The 18,014-nt window shown below is 57.7% G+C and carries 14 protein-coding genes; 6 read left to right on the top strand and 8 right to left on the bottom strand.

What is annotated here, in order from left to right:
• Nucleotides 1–43: 43 nt before the first annotated feature.
• Nucleotides 44–631, top strand: coding sequence for a TetR/AcrR family transcriptional regulator (locus tag ACED87_RS01025; RefSeq protein ID WP_449089468.1), 588 nt, complete (start codon nt 44–46; stop codon nt 629–631).
• Nucleotides 632–1,874: 1,243 nt separating this feature from the next.
• Here the strand turns inward: ACED87_RS01025 and dusB are convergent.
• The 4 genes from dusB to ACED87_RS01005 all read right to left on the bottom strand — a co-directional run bounded on the left by dusB (nt 1,875) and on the right by ACED87_RS01005 (nt 6,441).
• Nucleotides 1,875–3,071 (bottom strand): tRNA dihydrouridine synthase DusB, encoded by a 1,197-nt coding sequence (gene dusB / locus ACED87_RS01020; RefSeq protein ID WP_449089467.1) that lies wholly within the window; start codon nt 3,069–3,071, stop codon nt 1,875–1,877.
• Nucleotides 3,072–3,225: 154 nt separating this feature from the next.
• A complete protein-coding gene (locus ACED87_RS01015; protein WP_449089466.1) occupies nt 3,226–4,110 on the bottom strand; it encodes an SDR family oxidoreductase in 885 nt (294 codons plus the stop codon).
• Between the two features lie 99 nt (nt 4,111–4,209).
• Complete coding sequence (locus tag ACED87_RS01010; RefSeq protein WP_449089465.1) at nt 4,210–4,992, bottom strand: DUF2382 domain-containing protein; 783 nt, start codon at nt 4,990–4,992, stop codon at nt 4,210–4,212.
• A 474-nt stretch (nt 4,993–5,466) separates the two neighbouring features.
• The gene (locus tag ACED87_RS01005; RefSeq protein WP_449089464.1) at nt 5,467–6,441 is read right to left on the bottom strand and encodes a GNAT family N-acetyltransferase; all 975 of its coding nucleotides are present in this window, start codon (nt 6,439–6,441) and stop codon (nt 5,467–5,469) included.
• Nucleotides 6,442–6,636: 195 nt separating this feature from the next.
• On the opposite strand from ACED87_RS01005, the gene ACED87_RS01000 reads away from it, so the two are divergent.
• Nucleotides 6,637–7,257, top strand: a complete 621-nt coding sequence (locus ACED87_RS01000; protein ID WP_449089463.1) for a GNAT family N-acetyltransferase — start codon at nt 6,637–6,639, stop codon at nt 7,255–7,257.
• Between the two features lie 140 nt (nt 7,258–7,397).
• Here ACED87_RS01000 and ACED87_RS00995 read toward each other — a convergent pair whose 3' ends face one another.
• Nucleotides 7,398–8,780, bottom strand: a complete 1,383-nt coding sequence (locus ACED87_RS00995) for a glycine--tRNA ligase (RefSeq protein WP_449081736.1) — start codon at nt 8,778–8,780, stop codon at nt 7,398–7,400.
• A gap of 139 nt (nt 8,781–8,919) precedes the next feature.
• Here ACED87_RS00995 and ACED87_RS00990 point away from each other — a divergent pair, with 139 nt between their 5' ends.
• A complete protein-coding gene (locus ACED87_RS00990) occupies nt 8,920–9,138 on the top strand; it encodes an RNA-binding S4 domain-containing protein (protein ID WP_449081734.1) in 219 nt (72 codons plus the stop codon).
• Between the two features lie 30 nt (nt 9,139–9,168).
• On the opposite strand, the gene ACED87_RS00985 is transcribed toward ACED87_RS00990, so the two are convergent.
• Entirely contained in the window at nt 9,169–9,858 is a 690-nt protein-coding gene (locus tag ACED87_RS00985) for an alpha/beta hydrolase (RefSeq protein WP_449089462.1), read from the bottom strand.
• Between the two features lie 290 nt (nt 9,859–10,148).
• Between ACED87_RS00985 and ACED87_RS00980 the strand changes: the two genes are divergently transcribed.
• The 3 genes from ACED87_RS00980 to ACED87_RS00970 are packed head-to-tail and all read left to right on the top strand — an operon-like array spanning nt 10,149 to nt 14,283.
• Complete coding sequence (locus tag ACED87_RS00980; RefSeq protein ID WP_449089461.1) at nt 10,149–12,332, top strand: S9 family peptidase; 2,184 nt, start codon at nt 10,149–10,151, stop codon at nt 12,330–12,332.
• Between the two features lie 8 nt (nt 12,333–12,340).
• Nucleotides 12,341–13,387 (top strand): hypothetical protein, encoded by a 1,047-nt coding sequence (locus tag ACED87_RS00975; protein ID WP_449089460.1) that lies wholly within the window; start codon nt 12,341–12,343, stop codon nt 13,385–13,387.
• Entirely contained in the window at nt 13,384–14,283 is a 900-nt protein-coding gene (locus ACED87_RS00970) for a hypothetical protein (RefSeq protein ID WP_449081727.1), read from the top strand. The genes ACED87_RS00975 and ACED87_RS00970 overlap by 4 nt, the downstream gene beginning before the upstream one ends.
• Nucleotides 14,284–14,911: 628 nt before the next feature.
• On the opposite strand, the gene gatB is transcribed toward ACED87_RS00970, so the two are convergent.
• The gene (gene gatB / locus ACED87_RS00965) at nt 14,912–16,417 is read right to left on the bottom strand and encodes an Asp-tRNA(Asn)/Glu-tRNA(Gln) amidotransferase subunit GatB (RefSeq protein ID WP_449081726.1); all 1,506 of its coding nucleotides are present in this window, start codon (nt 16,415–16,417) and stop codon (nt 14,912–14,914) included.
• On the bottom strand, nt 16,418–18,007 hold the full coding sequence (gatA, locus tag ACED87_RS00960) for an Asp-tRNA(Asn)/Glu-tRNA(Gln) amidotransferase subunit GatA (protein WP_449081724.1): 1,590 nt from the start codon (nt 18,005–18,007) through the stop codon (nt 16,418–16,420). It lies immediately after the preceding gene.
• Nucleotides 18,008–18,014: the final 7 nt, after the last annotated feature.

Raw genomic sequence — 18,014 nt, 5'->3', positions numbered from 1 at the left:
TGAGAAAATAAGGTTAAGGCCTCTTCGTTGATAAAGTGCATATATGTCTGATATATCTGCTCAAGAAACCTCCATAAGTGATGCGGCAATCCGCGTGATTGTCACACAAGGTTTTGATGTAGTGAGTGTGCGAAAAGTAGCCCAAGAAGCAGGCCTTACCCACGGCACCGTCCAGTACTACATGGGCACAAAAAATCAGTTGCTCGAAAAAGCACTCCTGCGCTCTACAGCACGGCAACACGAACGGGTACAGAATCTACAATTGCCCGCTGACCCCTTGGAAAGACTGACGACTGCCCTACTCGAGCTTCTACCGATTGGAGAGGTACAACGAGAGGACGCCACGCTTTGGATTATTATGGGCGCAGCAGCTTCAACTCGCAGCGGGCTAGCCAAGTTATATCAGCAGGAGCTAGCAATTTTCCAGGATCGTCTAATACAGGGACTGACCGCCTGGCAATCTACCGGAGAGCTGGGAATCGCCACTGAAGATCTTGCTCGCACTGCCCGGCTTCTAACAGCCTTTATCAATGGCCTGACCCTAGATTATCTGAACGCACCAAGCCAACCAGGGCTAGTCGATGAGATTAAAGCTGATGTCAGAAGCGGCTTGAGGAAAATCCTGAGCTAGAGGTACGAACGTCCTATCCCCCCCCAAAAAAAAGAGCGCATATTATTTACTACCTGCTGCCCTTTAAACCTACCTCCCCGCAGCGAGATGCTACGGGGAGATGAGTTTTTACCCTTCAGGGACGGTCGCCAAGTAGTACGGGCTTACTGGTGTGCTACTTTTTAGACTGCCGGGCACCGTCATCACAACGGAAATAATGGCGAGGACCAAGAAGACAAAATGATATGTACTGGGTTTAGTTCCCACCCCTAAAATTGGAAACCAACAACCCAAAGAAACTTTACCCATGCCCCTCAAGATACCCCCAAGAACTCAAAACCAGAGCCCTACACCTACCCTCTGGCCGACGAGAAAACCACCCAAATGAACCCCTCTACACCTCCTGCAAAGAAATCGCTGAACTACGCAGAGCCAACGAAATCCTGAAAGCCGCTTCAGCCTTTTCGTAGCCGAGCTCGACCGTCCGGCCCGCTGATAATCCGCTTCATCGACACGCACAAGAATCTCTTCGGGGTCGAACCTATTTGCCGGGTACTAGCAACCACTTTCATCGGTGGGTTTATCACCTCCCGTGGTTACCGGGCTGCTAAGGCCCGTGTGCCAGTTGCCAGAACACTAAGCGACCAGTTGCTCATCCCGGAACTGGTCAAAATACACCAGGAGAACTACGGTGTCTACGGGGTGCGCAAACTGTGGCGGGGTGTCCCTCGCCTACCTCCCTGACCTGCGATAAGAGGGCGGGGGCGTCCGTCCGCGCGTGCACTGCGAACCCAGCGTCTACCAGAATCGCGCAGCGTCCACACACGGCGTGGGCACTGCGCGATTCTGGTAAGCACTCAATGTAACCTACGGTTTGCGCCCCCTACTGGAAGGTACAGTCGTCTTCTATGAGCGAGAAGTACGTACCCAACTATGGCGATTTGGAGCATTTTCGCTATGAAAGGTTAGTCCGAACCAAGTCCAGGGCCTACCAGATAGCCTGCTGGCAGGGCTACCTCGGCACCCACGAATTCTTCCTGGGTAACACCTTCAAAGGCTGGGCTACGCTCCTACTCTACGAGCCATCGCCGCATCAGACCCAGCCAGCGACATCTACGGTGAAGAGTGCGGAGCTGTCTTTCATAGCCTCCACACGATGAGTCTCTTCTCCATCATATGGGGTATCAACCTGTGGAAAGACAAAACACCCACCGACCCTCCGCCGCCCGACATGGACTAGCCGGGGCGGGCGTCCGCTCCGTACTTAGCCGCCGCTAATATCTAGTTCGGCGTCCACCAGACCCAGACGCTCAGCGTCCCCCAGGAGGCGGGAGTTCAGCCAGCCATCAGGCAGGTGAGGCTTCTTGGGGTTACCTGCACGGCCACGCGGCCCCTCAACAGCAGCACCAGGGTAGCCGATAGAGTGATCCAGCTCAGCCAGGTACTCACGGAAAGCTTCGAGAGTGGGAACAGTAGACATCTTGGCGCGCAATTTACCGCCCACCGGGTAGCCATGGAAATACCAGGCCACATGCTTACGAATCTCCCGCAGGCCACGGGACTCATCACCAAAAGTCTCAACCAGCAGCTCAGCATGGCGGTAAATCATGTCAGCCACCTCAGATACAGAGGGGCGGTGGCGCTCTTCAGACCCTTCAAAAGCATTCTGCAAGTCGCCAAAGAGCCAGGGGCGGCCCTGGCAGCCACGGCCCACCACGATGCCGTCCACCCCGGTCTGTTCAACCATGGCGATGGCGTCCTCAGCAGAAAAAATATCGCCATTACCCAAAATCGGCACATCGGGGATAGCCTCACGCAACCGGGCGATAGAACCCCAATCGGCCTTACCAGAGTAGTGCTGGGCGGCAGTGCGCCCGTGCAGGGCGATAGCCGCAACCCCCGCGTCACGAGCTATTTTGGCTGATTCAAGGTAGGTCAGGTGGTCCTCGTCGATGCCCTTACGCATTTTGATGGTCAGGGGAATATCGTTGCGGGAAGCCTCACGCACCGCGGTCTGGACAATAGCCGTGAAAAGGTCAGTCTTCCAGGGCAGGGCAGACCCTCCGCCAAGCTTAGTGACCTTGGGGACGGGGCAGCCAAAGTTCAAGTCGATATGGTCGGCGCGGTCTTCTTCGACCACCATGCGAATTGCTTTGCCCACGTTGACGGCGTCCACCCCGTAAATCTGGATAGAGCGAATTTTCTCGTCGCCGTCGTGGTCAATGATGCGTAGAGACTCAGGGTTGCGTTCGACCAGGGAGCGGGCGGTCACCATCTCGGTTACATAGAGCCCGCCGCCGTAGTCGCGGCAGAGCCTGCGGAAGGCCTTATTGGTAACGCCTGCCATGGGGGCCAGCACTACCGGGGTGTCGATGGTCTGTTTGCCTAGCTGTAGGGGCGGCAGTTTTAGCTGCTTAGCGCGGGCCGGCATCTGCCCGGTCCCAAGAGTCTCTTCTGTCATAACCTACCAATTCTGGCATAAAGGCCACCTGGTGCGCTGTTAGCTAGAGCAATAGGTAAGGACACCCGCCCCCACTCCCCGGCCCGGCACCGGTTAGGGGCGGGGTTGGGAAGGTGGGGGCGAGCGTCATGAGAGATAAAGGGGGTGTGTGTCTTTAGGGTGTGGGGCGCCCGCCGGTAAGGCCCAGTGTCTCACCCGATACGTAGCTTGCCTCATCTGAGGCGAGGTAAACATAGGCCCCAGCGATTTCGGCAGGCTGGCCGGCTCTGCCCAGGGGCGTGTCTTGCCCGAATTGGGTGAGCTTTTCTTGGGGCTGGCCATGGCTAGGTTGCAGTGGGGTCCAGAAGGGGCCGGGGGCGATGGCGTTGACGCGGATACCGCGCGGGGCTAGGGCCTGGGCCAGGCCCTTGCTGAAGTTGTTCATTGCCGCCTTAGTCAGGGCGTAATCCAGCAGAGTTTCGCTGGGCTCATAGGCCTGGATTGAGGAGGTGAAGATGATAGCTGACCCAGGCTCAAGGTGCGGTAGTGCCGCTTTGGTGACCCGGTAGGAGGAGTAGACGTTAGCTTTCATGGTGGAGTCGAAGTCTTCGTCTGAAATGTCTTCGAGTTTTTCGTGCCAGACCTGGCGGCTGGCGTTGTTGACCAGAATATCTAGCCCACCAAAGGCTTCTACTGTCTGCTTAACGATCTGCTGGCAGTGTTCACGTTCTCGTAGGTCCCCGGGTAGTGCTAGGGCTTTAACACCGGCTTGCTCAATCTGTTCGATGATGAGGCGGGCATCTGGCTCTTCTTCTGGCAGGTAGGCGATAGCGACATCGGCGCCTTCGCGTGCGTAAGCGATGGCAACTGCTGCCCCGAGGCCGGAGTCCCCACCGGTGATAAGGGCGCGGCGCCCTTTGAGTCTGCTGTTTCCTTTGTAGGTGTCGATGCCTAGGTCAGCTTTAGGGGTCATCTCTGCGTCGAGGCCGGGTTCGGGCTGGGTTTGTTTGGGAGGGGCGATGACGGGGTATTTGCTGCGGGGGTCTACGAGGTAGGCCATTTTTCGTCCTTTGGGGTTGGGGCTTATAGGAAAGGGCCCCGTGTGGTTTTCCCGGGGCCCTGCGTGAGGCTGTTCAGCGCTAGAGGCTTAGTCTAGTGCTTACTTCTTGTCGCCTTCTACAACGATTTCTTCCTTGCGGACGTCTGCTGAGACGCGCTCGGTGTCGGTGTGTACTTCCTTGCCTACAGAGACGCGCTCAGTTGCTACGGTCTCGGTGGAGACTACGGGGCGCTCTTCGTGGGCGGTGACGGTGACGTCTGCGTGTGCCTCTGCGGAGTCGAAGTCGTAGTTATTGACGACTTCGCCGTCCTTGAGGTTGGTGCGCTCAACGACGATTTCTTCCTTGCGGACGGGCACCTCGACGGTTTCGGTGTCGGTGCGGACGACCTTGCGCAGGCGGACCTGGCCGGTCTGGGTTGCGCTGGTGGCAGTGCCTACGTTGAGGCGCTCTTCGTGAGCTACAACGTCGCCGTGTTCAGCGGTGTTGGTTGCATGGGTTGCAGGTGCGCCGGTGGCAGGACGCTCGGTGTGAGCTACGCCAGCGGTTGCGGTGCCAGCGGTTGCGGTGCCTGCAGTAAGTGAGTAGTACTCGTAGAGACGCTGCTCTTCAGCGGGTGAGAGTTCGCCATCTTCTGCGATGTTGGGGGCATCCTTGACGAATTCCTTGGTGTAGGGGACGTGGATTTCGTCGCCTGCATAGCGGGCCTGGTCCACGGGGATGAAGGATTCGTTGGTGCCGAAGAAACCGGTGTTGACGGTGACGAAGGTGGGTTCGCCGGTCTGTGCGTCCAGGTAGAGCTCGCCTACGTGACCGATCTTTTCGCCGTCGGTGCCGAAAACGGTGCTGTTGCGCAGGGTTTCAATGGTTTCGTTGGTAGCCATGAGCTATTGCCTTTCTTTGCGACTCTCAGTACGAGTTGTTGCTTCAGCGATAGACTCCCTATGAGTGCTATCAGTAGGCTGAACAACTGTTTATAACACTACATACTTTCAGTAGACTGAGCAAGTTCATAAGCGGGCTTTTTAAGAAAAATGACAAGATTTCACTCTGAGACAAAACAAAGAACACCATAAAGCCAAACAGTGTATATACAGCACCAAGGCACCTAGTCACCATCTTCCTAGCAGGTATTACCCAACAAGGTAACGCAGGTCTATTTTTAAGGTAAACACCCTCTAAAATCATATTTACCATCGGCACATAAGAGGCACTAGGCGCTTGTAGGACGTCAAATAATATCGGCAGATACACCCCGTCCGCTCGACCATAATAAAGACCCCTTGGTTCTCTCTTCACCCCCTCAAAAAGTATGGGGGTGAAGAGAGAACCAAGGGGTCTTAGAAAAAATGTCTGGGTTAGCCGTCCACCAGCACCAGGGACTCGCTGGTCACGGTGGCAGCCCCCATCTTCACGAGCTGGTCAATCAGTACGGCTAGATCCTCCATAGAATCATCAACCTCAACCTGCACCGCATAGGTACCAGTCAGCACCGAAAGCAGCTGCATAATAGCCTCACGGGCACCAGGGTGACCCACCCGGTAACCGATAGTGATCTCAGTAGCATCATCTTCTGAGACAGGCATCTGCCCGGCATCAACCTCAATAGGGCGGTAGCTCACAGCAAAGGCGATAATATCGCCCTTCTTACCATTAGCCTGGGCACGCAGCACATCATCCCGCAAGACCACAGCCCCCAGAGCCTCAGCCTCATCAGACAGGAAAAGACGGTTAACCCGGCCGATAGGCATATCGGCTGGCTCATCCCAGGTGTGCACGGCCCGGTAGAACTCCCAGAAACGCTGGGTTAGCTCCACAGACCCGGTAGCTAAATCTTCAATCGCCTGGGTAATACGCTCAGATTCATCCTGGCGTAAGGGCACCGAGGGCACCGCCCCAGCTTCAATACGCACCATACGCGAGCGCTGGGCGACGGTGAAACCGCGGGCAGAAGCAAAGTCTAGGCCGGTGGAGGTTGGTTCCACCTTGGTTCGGAAAGCCGAAGCCGCGCTGGGGGCTGAGGCGGCAGCGTCCTTAAGATTCTGCAGAAGTAGGCTACCTAGGCCTGTGCGGCGGTGTTCAGGGGCTACCTCGATGTAGCACCAGAGGCGGGCCGGGTGCAGGTCAGTCTCGTAGATGGTGCCTGCGGCTACGGGCACCCCCTGGTGTTCGGCAACAAGGGTGCGGGAGAAGCGGGCGTCAGAATCTGGCCCGAAGGATGAGCGGAAGGCGGTTACCTGCCGGTTTTCAGCATCGTGCCAGTACTCTAAGAGGGCTAGGGTATCGCCCTCGCGCCAGGGGCGTAGAGTGTAGGTGTTCTCGGCGGTGCTCACGATAGTACCTTTCAGGTAGCCGGTGGGTGTACCCATCTACTTTAGCGCCCCTGCCCTGCGCGCGGGCACCTACTGTAGGGGCATAGTGCACGCTGAGCGTGAAACGGCCAGCAAACACCTTGATTTCACCGGACTGTCACCGGATAGACTCGAAGGGCTTGAAGTTTATTTGAGTCTATTATTTAGCGTGGTGTTATGACTTCTCCCCTTGCCCACAAACCCACCCTCTCAGATTCACTGGTAGAGCTTCGCCCTTTCACCGATGAAGCAATCGATGCCATGATCAGTATTCTGCAAGAGCCCGAGATGCTCCTGAAAACCGGTACCGCACACTCGCGAGTGACCCAGGGCCGCCCTTTCAATGAGACGAAAACCCGCCAATGGTATTCGCGCCGCAATGAGAAAAAGAAGCGGCTTGACCTTGCTATCTACGCTTTAGATCAGAAAAAGTATGTGGGCGAAGTGGCGTTTAATGAGTTCGACCCCGACAACGGGTCAGTTAATTACCGTATTGCTATCGGTGAAGCTGGCCAGAATAAGGGGTACGGCACAGAAGCTACTAAGCTCATGGTCGATTACGCCTTTGAGAAGCTGGGGTTGCACCGTATTGGGCTTGAGGTGCTGAATTTTAATGAGCGCGCCAAGCACGTCTATACCTCCTGCGGGTTTGTGCCTGAGGGGCGCCGCCGTGAGGCTTACCTGGTCGATGGGCAGTACCATGATGCTGTTATTAAGTCTGTACTGCGCAGCGACTGGGAGGCTTCCCGTTCGGTCTCAGGCCACCTGGCAGTGGACTTGGAGCACGTCGAAATCTAAGGCAACAGCAAAAGGACGGACGTGCGGAGAGCCTGCTGGCTCGGGGCTGGCGTGAATTGGGGCGAGCGCCCCAGCGCGAGCCCCAAGAGGGTCAGCAGGCGAACGCACGTCCGTCCTTTTGTGTATCTAAACTACGCTACCTACTTGGTCAGCTTGTCTGCTAGGTAGGCGGTGACCTTGTCCAGGGAGACGCGTTCTTGGGTCATGGTGTCGCGTTCGCGGATGGTAACTGCCTGGTCTTCGAGGGTGTCGAAGTCTACGGTGATGCAGAAGGGGGTACCGATTTCGTCCTGGCGGCGGTAGCGGCGGCCGATGGCGCCGGAGTCGTCGTAGTCGATGTTCCAGTTGCGGCGCAGCTCGTTAGCGAGTTTCTTGGCGGTGGGCACCAGGTCTTCCTTCTTGGACAGGGGAAGGACGGCGGCCTTGACCGGGGAGAGGCGCGGGTCGAGTTTGAGTACGGTGCGCTTATCTACCCCGCCCTTGGTGTTGGGGGCTTCGTCTTCAACGTAGGAGTCCACCAGGAAGGCCATCATGGAGCGGGTCAGACCGAAGGAGGGCTCGATGACGTAGGGGACGTAGCGTTCGCCGCTGCCCTGGTCGAAGTATTCGAGCTTGGCGTTGGAGTGTTCGTTGTGGACGCCCAGGTCGTAGTCGGTGCGGTTGGCAACGCCCATGAGTTCGCCCCATTCGGAGCCCTGGAAGCCGAAGCGGTATTCGAGGTCGATGGTGCCGTCTGAGTAGTGGGCGCGGTCTTCTGCCGGGACATCGAATTTGCGCATGTTGTCGGGGTTGATGCCCAGGTCGATGAACCAGTTCCAGCAGTCTTCTACCCACTGGTCGAAGTACTTTTGTGCGTCGTTGGGGTGCACGAAGTATTCGATTTCCATCTGTTCGAATTCGCGGGTGCGGAAGATGAAGTTACCGGGGGTGATTTCGTTGCGGAAGGCTTTACCGATTTGGCCGATGCCGAAGGGCGGACGCTTGCGGGCGGCGGTGACGACGTTGTTGAAGTTGACGAAGATGCCCTGGGCGGTTTCGGGGCGCATGTAGTGCAGGCCCTCTTCGTTATCGACGGGGCCTAGGAAGGTTTTCATGAGGCCGGAGAAGGCTTGGGGTTCGGTCCAGGCGCCTTCCTGGCCGGTTTCGGGGTCGCGGATATCTGCTAGGCCGTTGGCTGGTTCGTGGCCGTGCTTGGCGACGTAGGCTTCGATGAGGTGGTCGGCGCGGTAGCGCTTGTGGGTGTGGAGGGATTCAACGAGGGGGTCGGTGAAGGTTGCTACGTGGCCTGAGGCTTCCCAGACTGCCTTGGGCAGGATGATGGAGGAGTCCAGCCCGACCATGTCTTCGCGGGCGCGGACGAAGGTCTGCCACCACTGCTGACGGATGTTTTCTTTGAGTTCGGCACCGAGCGGGCCGTAGTCCCATGCTGAGCGGGATCCACCGTAGATTTCACCTGCCTGGAAGACGAATCCGCGGCGTTTTGCCAGTGAAATAACGTTATCGAGTTTGGACTTCGGTGCCATAGGTGTTTTTTCTCCTGTGAGCCTGCGCCACCGGTTGTGGCGTGCTTGGATGTGAAAGGACGTGGGCCGGGGTGGCGCACTCGCTCTTAAGCCTACCGCACCTAGGGGCGTGGGTGCTGGCGCAGGTAGAGTGGTGGGTATGAGTATTGAGTCTGTTTTTATTCGTGATGAGATGATTCGTCTGGGCCAGTTTTTGAAGCTGGCGAATCTGGTGGAGAACGGGGTGCATGCCCGTGAGGTCATTCAGGAGGGCCTGGTGAAGGTGAATGGGGAGATTTGTGAGCAGCGGGGGCGTCAGTTGCATGCTGGGGATACCGTTGAGCTTAACGGCATGACGGTGCAGGTCGAAACTGACTAGCCCCCTCTCCTCTTCTTCGGTGTGGTTCTCCTAGGGGAGCACTTTTTCTTTCAAGAAGGCTGAGATGTGGGCCAGTTCTGCTGCTGCGACACTGTGCCCGATACCGGTGTAGGTTTGGGCGGTGACTGTAGCGTGCTGGGCGGCCCATTCTTGGGTTTCGGCAATATTTGCGGCGGGGATGATGGGGTCAGCTTCGTCGCGACCCCAGAAGAGGGGCAGGGGGTTAGCTGCTAGTTGTTCGTCCTTGAAGTAGCCCTCTCCTCCGGTTACGGCGTAGCCGGAGAGCCCCACGACGGCTTTGACCATATCGGGGCGGGTGCGGGCTACCGAGGTGGCAAGTGCCATACCCTGGGAGAAGCCTAGCAGGGTCACGCTTTCGTAGTCGGCGGCGATAGGTTCAAGCCAGCCAAGGAGGTAGTCTACGGCTAGTTTGATGGCGGTGAAGCCGACGGTTTCTAGCTGCTGGTTGAGGGGCCACCGCCACCACTGGTAGCCGGTGGCGGGTGCCGGGACGTAGGCGGTGCTGGCGTCCGCCGGTAGCGGGTAGCCGACGGGCTGGGGCGCGCGGACGGACGCGTAGGTCACTGCGTCATGTGGCAGGTAAGAAGTGAGCCCGAGTAGGTCGCGCTCGTGGGAGCCGTAGCCGTGTAGGAGCACCACCAGGTGGGTGCCCCGGCGGTAGGGTTCGGCCTTTGAATATTCAACCGTGTACTGGCTCATGAAACTCTCCTAAGTATGTCTCGGTATGAAGGGCAAGCGTAGGCAGTCTATCTTCCGCAGGTAAGTTTTACGAGCGCCAGCAAGCAAATGTTTGAGCCCTAAGGGTAGATTGCCGACCAACTAGCTGGGGCTTAGGGCTGGTTCTCTTGGCTTGCCTCCAGTCTGGTCTAAGGGCCTGGGGGCGTTCTAAAAGGGGTCAAAAGTTTCTGCATGTATCTTTGTATTGCATAAGTTAGGCTGTGTGAACGTCCTTTAGAATGAGGGGAAAGCGAGTTTTTACGAAAGGGCTCATGATGTCTTTAACTCCTCCTCTTGCCAAGCGTGTACCGGTTGAACGTACCCATCACGGCGATACTTTTGTGGACTACTATGAGTGGCTGCGGGATAAGGGCAATGAAGAGGTTCTTGAGCACCTGCGCGCTGAGAATGCTTACACCGAGGCTGTGACAGAAGACCAGCAGCCCTTGCGTGAGGCTATTTTTGAAGAGATTAAGGGCCGCACCCAACTAACTGATATGTCGGTTCCTTCCCGCCGCGGGGCCTGGTGGTACTTTAACCGCACGGTTGCCGGTGAACAGTACCCGGTTATGTGCCGTGTCCCTGCCCTGACCGAGGGCAGTGTGGAAGAGCGCTACCGGCCGCCGGTTATCCGCCCTGGTGAGCCTCTTGAGGGTGAGCAGGTGGTACTGGACTGCAACGAGTTTGCCCGCGGCATGGCCTTCTTCTCGCTGGGTTCTTTCCAGGTCACCCGTGATGGTTCTCTACTGACCTTCGGTGTGGACGATTCAGGCGATGAGCGCTACACCCAATACTTTAAGAACCTTGATACGGGTGAAATTCTTGATGAGAAGGTAGAGGACGTCTTCGCGGGGGCTTTCTTTGCTTCTGGCGCTAAGCACCTGATTTATTCGGTGGTTGATGAGGCCTGGCGCCCCTATGAGGTGCGCGCCCATGCCATTGGCACTAATGCCTCTGAAGATTTTGCCCTCTACCGTGAGGATGATCCTGGGCTCTGGTTGGGTGCTGGTATGTCCTCCTCCCGCACCCATGTGGTGATTACTTCTGCTAATTCGGAGTATTCAGAGACCCGCATTATTAACATTCATGAGTTGGGGCAGGTAGAGCCCACACTCATCATCACACGGGACGCCGGTATTGAGTACTCCACCGATGTTATCGATATTGGGGGCACCGGCTACCTGGTCATCGGCCATAACTATCAGGCCCCCAACGGTGAGGTAGTGCTGGCACCCCTGCGCGAACGCTACGTCCCCTTTGACGACTTCAAGGCCAGCTGGGTGCCCTTGGTTCCCCACCGGGCGGACGTCCGCCTGGAAGGCTTCAAGTTCTCCCGCAACCACCTGGTGCTCATGGCCCGTGAGAACACCACCGTCAAGGTCTTTGTGGCCCCGCGTAGCGCCCTGGCTGAGCAGGTGGCCAGCGGCCACCCCCAGGGTATTGAGCTCTATGAGCCGGGAGGCTTTACCGAAGAGCTTTACACCTCAGCTTTCTCTGGTGTGAATATCATGTCACCGGTCATCCGGCTGAACTACACCTCTTACCTGACCCCCAACAGTGTCTACGACTATTTCCCAGACACCGACGAGCTGGTGCTGCGCCGGCGCACCCCCGTCATTGGCTACCAGCCAGAAAAGTACATCTCTTACCGCATGTGGGCACCGGCAGCAGATGGGGCCATGATTCCCCTGTCTATCATGCACCGCGCCGACCTCGATAAAACACGTGAAAACCCCGTGATTCAGTACGGCTACGGGTCCTATGAGTCCTCCATGGACCCTTATTTCTCCACCGCCCGCCTGAGCGTGCTAGACCGCGGCGTCATCTTCGTTGTAGCCCATGTGCGCGGCGGCGGTGAGATGGGTCGTGCCTGGTACACCGAGGGGAAGAAACTGGCCAAGAAAAACACCTTCACCGACTTCATCGACGCCACCGACTTCCTAGCCTCCCAAGACTGGGTGGATGCCAACCGTATCGGCATCATGGGCGGGTCAGCTGGTGGCCTGCTCATGGGCGCTGTTGTGAATATGGCCCCTGAAAAGTATGCAGTCTGCCTGGCCCAGGTGCCTTTCGTTGATGCTCTCACCACCATTCTTGACCCCGACCTGCCGCTCTCGGCCCTGGAATGGGAAGAATGGGGCAACCCCATTACTGACCGGGAGGTCTACGACTATATGAAGTCTTATACCCCCTACGAGAACATCCGTCCCGTCACATACCCGGCCATTGCTACTGTCACCTCCTTGAATGACACCCGCGTCTTCTACGTCGAACCGGCCAAATGGGTAGCGGCCTTACGCGAAACCATTGACCCGGCCTCCCCCACTCCCCTGCTCAAAATTGAGCTGGACGGCGGGCACGGCGGCGGGTCAGGACGCTACACCGCCTGGCGCGAAATCGCCTGGGACTACGCCTTTCTCCTCACCCACCTGGGTGCCAGCACCCTCTCTGAGTAACCCCGCCCATGTCACCGTCCGCTGATCTGGTAGATCTGACCCCGCGCGTCCCCCACCAAATCCTGCTCTCCCTGCTCAACAAGCCGCCCTATCGGGAAAAATGGATGCGGCACGTACAAAGACGGCGGGGTAACTCCATCAACCAGCGAGCCGTAGCCACCTTCATCGCCTACGAGCTCTCAGACTACCTCGAGCACGACATTGACCCAGCCACCATCAAAGACAGGGTTTCACGGGCCCTCAACGGCGAAGCAATTTCGGATGCCACCGCCCACATGTTCATCACAGCCTTCGAGTTCACCGCAGCCGAAGCTAGAGAACTACAGCGGGCCCTCTCTACCCACAGCCTTAGCCGTAAGCTAGCCCAGCGAGCAGAAACCCTCACCAGAGCCGAACGCACCATTGGTACCCGCAATTACACCTCCCTCTCCACTCTCATGGACGGGCACGTCGATGCGTTCGGGTTCATGCGCTACTTCATTGTCACCGAGATCATCCGCTCCGAGATTGATGAGCTCACCCTCATCTGCCCCCGTTTTGAGTGCACCGACTCAACCATCACCCTGATTGAGGGCGGCCAGCTCATCTCCCGTAACGAGCAGACAGGCGCTCACATCCACCACCAGGAAAACACCATGTGGCAGCTCGCCATCCAGCCACCAGCACCTATCCGCTACGGCCAGGTGCATCAGATTCGCTACCGCATCGACATGGACATCGACCCCATGCTCGTTGAGCAAGAAAAATTCAACTACGCATCCCTAGGCCCCTTCACCCCAGCCAGATTCAACACCAGCCTGGCCCTAACCTTCGATGCCCCACCCACCAACATGCACCAGAAAATCTGGTCCCACACCATGAGCGATCAAAACCTCATGGAAGTTATAGAACTACCAGCCCAGCTACGCTATTCCATGAGCTTCCCCATCACCGAAGACACCATCTTCGCCTACTTCTGGGAATGCAACTATGAAGGAGCTATCCGCCACTACCACGGAAATGCCCCCTCCTGGCTCTCCCGTCTCACCACCAACACCACCACACCCCTACCATGAGCAGCACACCCACATCAGATTCAACTACCCACCTGGTCAGCTCCCTCCTGCGCTCAGAACTCCTTGAGCCCTACGTCCGCGAAACCTGGGAACGCTACGTTCACCACGAAAAACTCGGCGAATCCAACCCCTTTTCTATCAGGGCAATCGCCCGGGCCATCAGCGCCCACCAGCACACGGTCTACGGCCTAGAAATCCCACCTTATAAGTACAAAGACCGGGTACGGCGGGCCATCACCGGCGAACATATAAGCAGCGAAACCATCGACCTGTTCAGCGAAACTTTCAGCTTCGACGAACGCACCCAAAAAGCCCTGCACAAGGCCGCAACCCAGGGCTTCGACGACTCCGAAACCCTACAGTTTCTCCGCAATAACCCCCAGGTGCTCACCTCAAGCTGCTACCTCGATATCCTCCTTGACCCAGCAGACCTAGAAGCTTTCACCCTCAACGCCACCTACACCCTACTGAGCCTAGAATCAGGGTGCTCCGCCTTCGTCTTTGCCCTCCCCCAGGGCCAAGAACTCACCTGCACTAACCAGCACTTCACCGTCTCGCGTGTGAGTAAAGACCAAGAATGGGTCTTCACCCCCACCAGTTTCATCCCACCCTTGCAAACCTTCATGCTACGCTTTAGCGTCCGCGGTAGAGTCCACCCACCAGCAGATGGCAGCTACCAGCTACTGTTGCCTTTCACCCACCGCAGCTACTCCGCAGCTATCAAACTCACCGCAACCGGAACCCCCTTGACCGTGAGCTTCACCGAACAGGCAAGCGGCAGTAAAGCCCCTGCCCGCACTACCTGCGCTCAGACCATCACTGACTACCTCTCCCACTTCTACCCCAGCCTCAAGGACACCACCCTCACCCTCAGCTGGGCACCAGCAACCACCTAGGTAGCACCGCTGTCAGCCGGCTTCGTCTGCCCCCGTGTTAAGGCTCGCCCTAGAACTGCGATATAAGCGAGACGTAGCAGAACATAACCTAATACGTGTAAGGCATGGTGGATGTGGTAACCACCTTCCCTTGCACTCGATTTTATAACCGGTGCAGGAGGCTCAGAGCTTCTGAAAGGCAGCACGCCCCTGGTGCATGTTTTCGCTCCTAGTTGTCCCCCCTTGTACTAGTGTGAGAGCCTCTCACCGTGTTAAATCGAGAACCCAGGTAGCTTCAGTGCGATTTTTTTGCTACCTACCCTGGCGGCCGGTCAACCTTCCCTAGTGCACCGGCCCTTGGCCGCGTAGAGCTCTTCACCTCAGAGCCCTACCCGCGGTACATATCAATAAGGCGCCCCTCCTTCCCAGAGCGGGCGCCTTTTTGTACCCATGTACACCAAGCCCGCACACGCCCCAAAGACCGTTGTGCCAGCACACCCCAAAGACCGTTGCGCCAGCACACCCCAAAGACCGTTGCGCCAGCACACCCCAAAGACCGTTGTGCCAGCACACGCATGAAAAGAAAAACCGGGTGCCCTCCCTTTGAAGAAGAGCACCCGGTCAGCACATTAGCTAGCTAGTGGGATGTTTAGCCCTCAACACCCAGCTTTTCAAGAATCAGCTCGCGCACGCGTCCGGCATCTGCCTGGCCACGGGTAGCCTTCATGACCTGACCAACCACAGCGCCAGCAGCCTGAACCTTACCGGCACGAATCTTATCGGCAACATCAGGCATAGCAGCCAGGGCCTCATCGATAGCAGCGGTCAGGGCCGAATCATCAGACACCACAGCCAAAGAGCGCTTCTCAACGATCTCAGCGGGGGTGCCTTCGCCTTCAATGACGAAACCCAGCACCTGGCGGGCGATCTTATCGTTAATCTTCTTGCCCTCAATGAGCTGGTTGAGCTCAACGATAGTAGCGGCGGTTGCACCGGTTTCAGTCAGCTCAACCTCACGCTCCTTGGCGATACGGGCAATCTCACCCATCCACCACTTACGAGCAACAGCGGCAGGGGCACCAGCGGCAACGGTCTCTTCAATGGCGTCCATGGCACCAGCGTTGACCACATCGCGGAACTCCTCATCGGAGAAGCCCCAGTCAGCTTTGAGACGGCGGCGACGCTCAGCCGGAGGCTCAGGAAGCTCCGCGCGCAGACGCTCAATCCACTCAGCGTCAGTCACCACCGGAACCAGATCAGGCTCAGGGAAGTAACGGTAGTCATCAGCGTCAGACTTGGGGCGGCCGCTGGTGGTCTCGCGGGTGTCCTCATGCCAGTGGCGAGTTTCCTGCACAACCTTTTGACCAGCGTCCAGAACTGCTGCGTGACGCTGAATCTCATAGCGCACCGCACGCTCAACCGAGCGCAGAGAGTTCACGTTCTTGGTCTCAGAGCGGGTACCGAACTCGGTGCTACCCTTAGGCATGAGCGAGACGTTAGCATCGCAGCGCACGTTACCGCGTTCCATACGGGCATCAGAAATACCCAGGTTCTTCACGATTTCGCGGATAGCTGCCACGTAGGCGCGGGCCAGCTCAGGGGCCTTATCCCCTGCACCCACGATGGGGCGGGTAACAATTTCAATCAGGGGCACACCGGCACGGTTGTAGTCCACCAGGGAGAAATCTGCACCCTGGATACGGCCAGCAGTACCACCCTTGTGGGTCAGCTTACCGGCGTCCTCTTCCATGTGGGCGCGCTCAATATCAATGGTGAAGACGGTGCCGTCCTCCAGCTCAACATCCAAGGACCCGTTAGCGGCGATGGGCTCATCGTACTGGGAGGTCTGGAAGTTCTTGGGGGTATCGGGGTAGAAATAGTTCTTACGGGCAAAGTGGCTGATAGGTGCGATCTCGCAGCCCAGAGCCAGACCCAGCTTGATAGCAGACTCAACAGCCTTACCGTTGGCCACCGGCAGCACACCGGGCAGGCCCAGCGAGACGGGGGTGACGTTGGTGTTGGGGGTATCACCAAACTCGTTAGGAGCGGCATCGAACATCTTGGTCTTGGTGTTGAGTTCAACGTGAACCTCGAAGCCCAGTACGGGGTCGTACTTCTCCATGGCTTCTTCAAAGGACAGGATTTCCTCAGACATTTACTTAGCTCCCTCGAAGTCAAAGTCACGAATCAGGGCGGCAGTATCAGGTAGCTGCTCGTGCAGGTAGCCACCCCACTTGGCGGTCAGCAGGGCCTCCAGGCCAGCACCGGCGCGGTAGAGGCGGGCGTCCTCATGGGCAGGTGCGGTGAACTGGATGCCTATCGGCAGACCGTCCTCATCTGCCAGGCCACCGGGCAAGGAAAGTGAGGGCACACCGGCAAGGTTAGTGGGCACAGTGGCAATATCGCCCTTGTACATGGCCATGGGATCGCCCTTGGTCTTCTCCCCCAGCTTGTAGGCGGTGGTAGGAGCAGTGGGGCTAATCAGCACATCTGCGACCTCAAAGGCCTGAGCGTAATCGCGCTGAATCAGGGTACGCACCTTCTGGGCAGAACCGTAGTAGGCATCGTAGTAGCCAGCAGACAGGGCGTAGGTACCCAGAATAATACGGCGCTTAGCTTCTGCACCGAAACCGGCTGCACGAGAGGCAGCCATGACGCGCTCAATCGTGACGTTACCCTCTTCAGGTAGCTGACGCAGACCGAAACGAACACCGTCATACTTAGCCAGGTTTGAGGAAACCTCAGAGGACATAATCAAGTAGTAGGCCCCAATAGCTTCCTTAACGGAAGGCAGAGAAACCTCAACGATTTCTGCACCGGCTTCTTTGAGCAGTTCCAGGGACTCATTGAAACGAGCCATCACACCAGCCTGGAAGCCCTCACCGGTGAGCTCCTTGATGACGCCAACGCGCAGGCCCTTGAGGCCACCTTCAGCAGCACCGGCGCGAGCAGCATCCGCATAGGCGGGCACTGGCTCGTTCAGGGAGGTAGAGTCCTTGGGGTCGTAGCCGCCGATAACCTCGTGCAGCAAGGCAGTATCGAGGACGGTACGGGCACAGGGGCCTACCTGGTCCAGGGAAGATGCCATAGCAATCACACCGTAGCGGGAGACAGAGCCGTAGGTGGGCTTCACGCCGACCGAGCCGGTAACCGCTGCGGGCTGACGGATAGAACCGCCGGTGTCAGTGCCCAAGGCCAAGGGAGCCTGGAAGGCTGCCACAGCGACCGCGGAGCCACCGCCTGAGCCACCGGGAATACGGTCCAGGGCCCAGGGGTTGCGGGTCACGCCAAAGGCTGAGTGCTCGGTGGAAGAACCCATAGCGAACTCATCGAGGTTAGTCTTACCCAGAATAGGCATGCGAGCCTCACGAATCTTCTGGGTGACGGTGCCGTCATAGGGGCTCATCCAGCCTTCAAGCATGCGGGAGGCAGCAGTGGTGGGCTGGCCCTTGGTGACAATAAGATCCTTGACAGCGATGGGGACGCCTGCCAAGGCAGGGAGTTCTTTACCGGCTGCACGATCTGCATCGACGCTAGCGGCTACCTCAAGGGCTTCTTCAGCGTTCAGGTGCAAGAAAGCGTTGAGACCGCTCTTACCGGCTGCGCGGTTTTCTGCATCTAGGGGTTCACCGTCGGTAGCGGTGATGTGGTCAATGTAGGCCTGGGTCGCCTCAACAGAGGTCAGTTCGCCAGCGGCCAGCTTCTCAGCAAGTTCTGCTGCAGAAAGTTTGATGATGTCCTTCATGCCCGCT

This window comes from Rothia sp. 32237D007AR (assembly GCF_053544675.1).
This window is presented reverse-complemented; position numbering and strand designations above follow the sequence as displayed.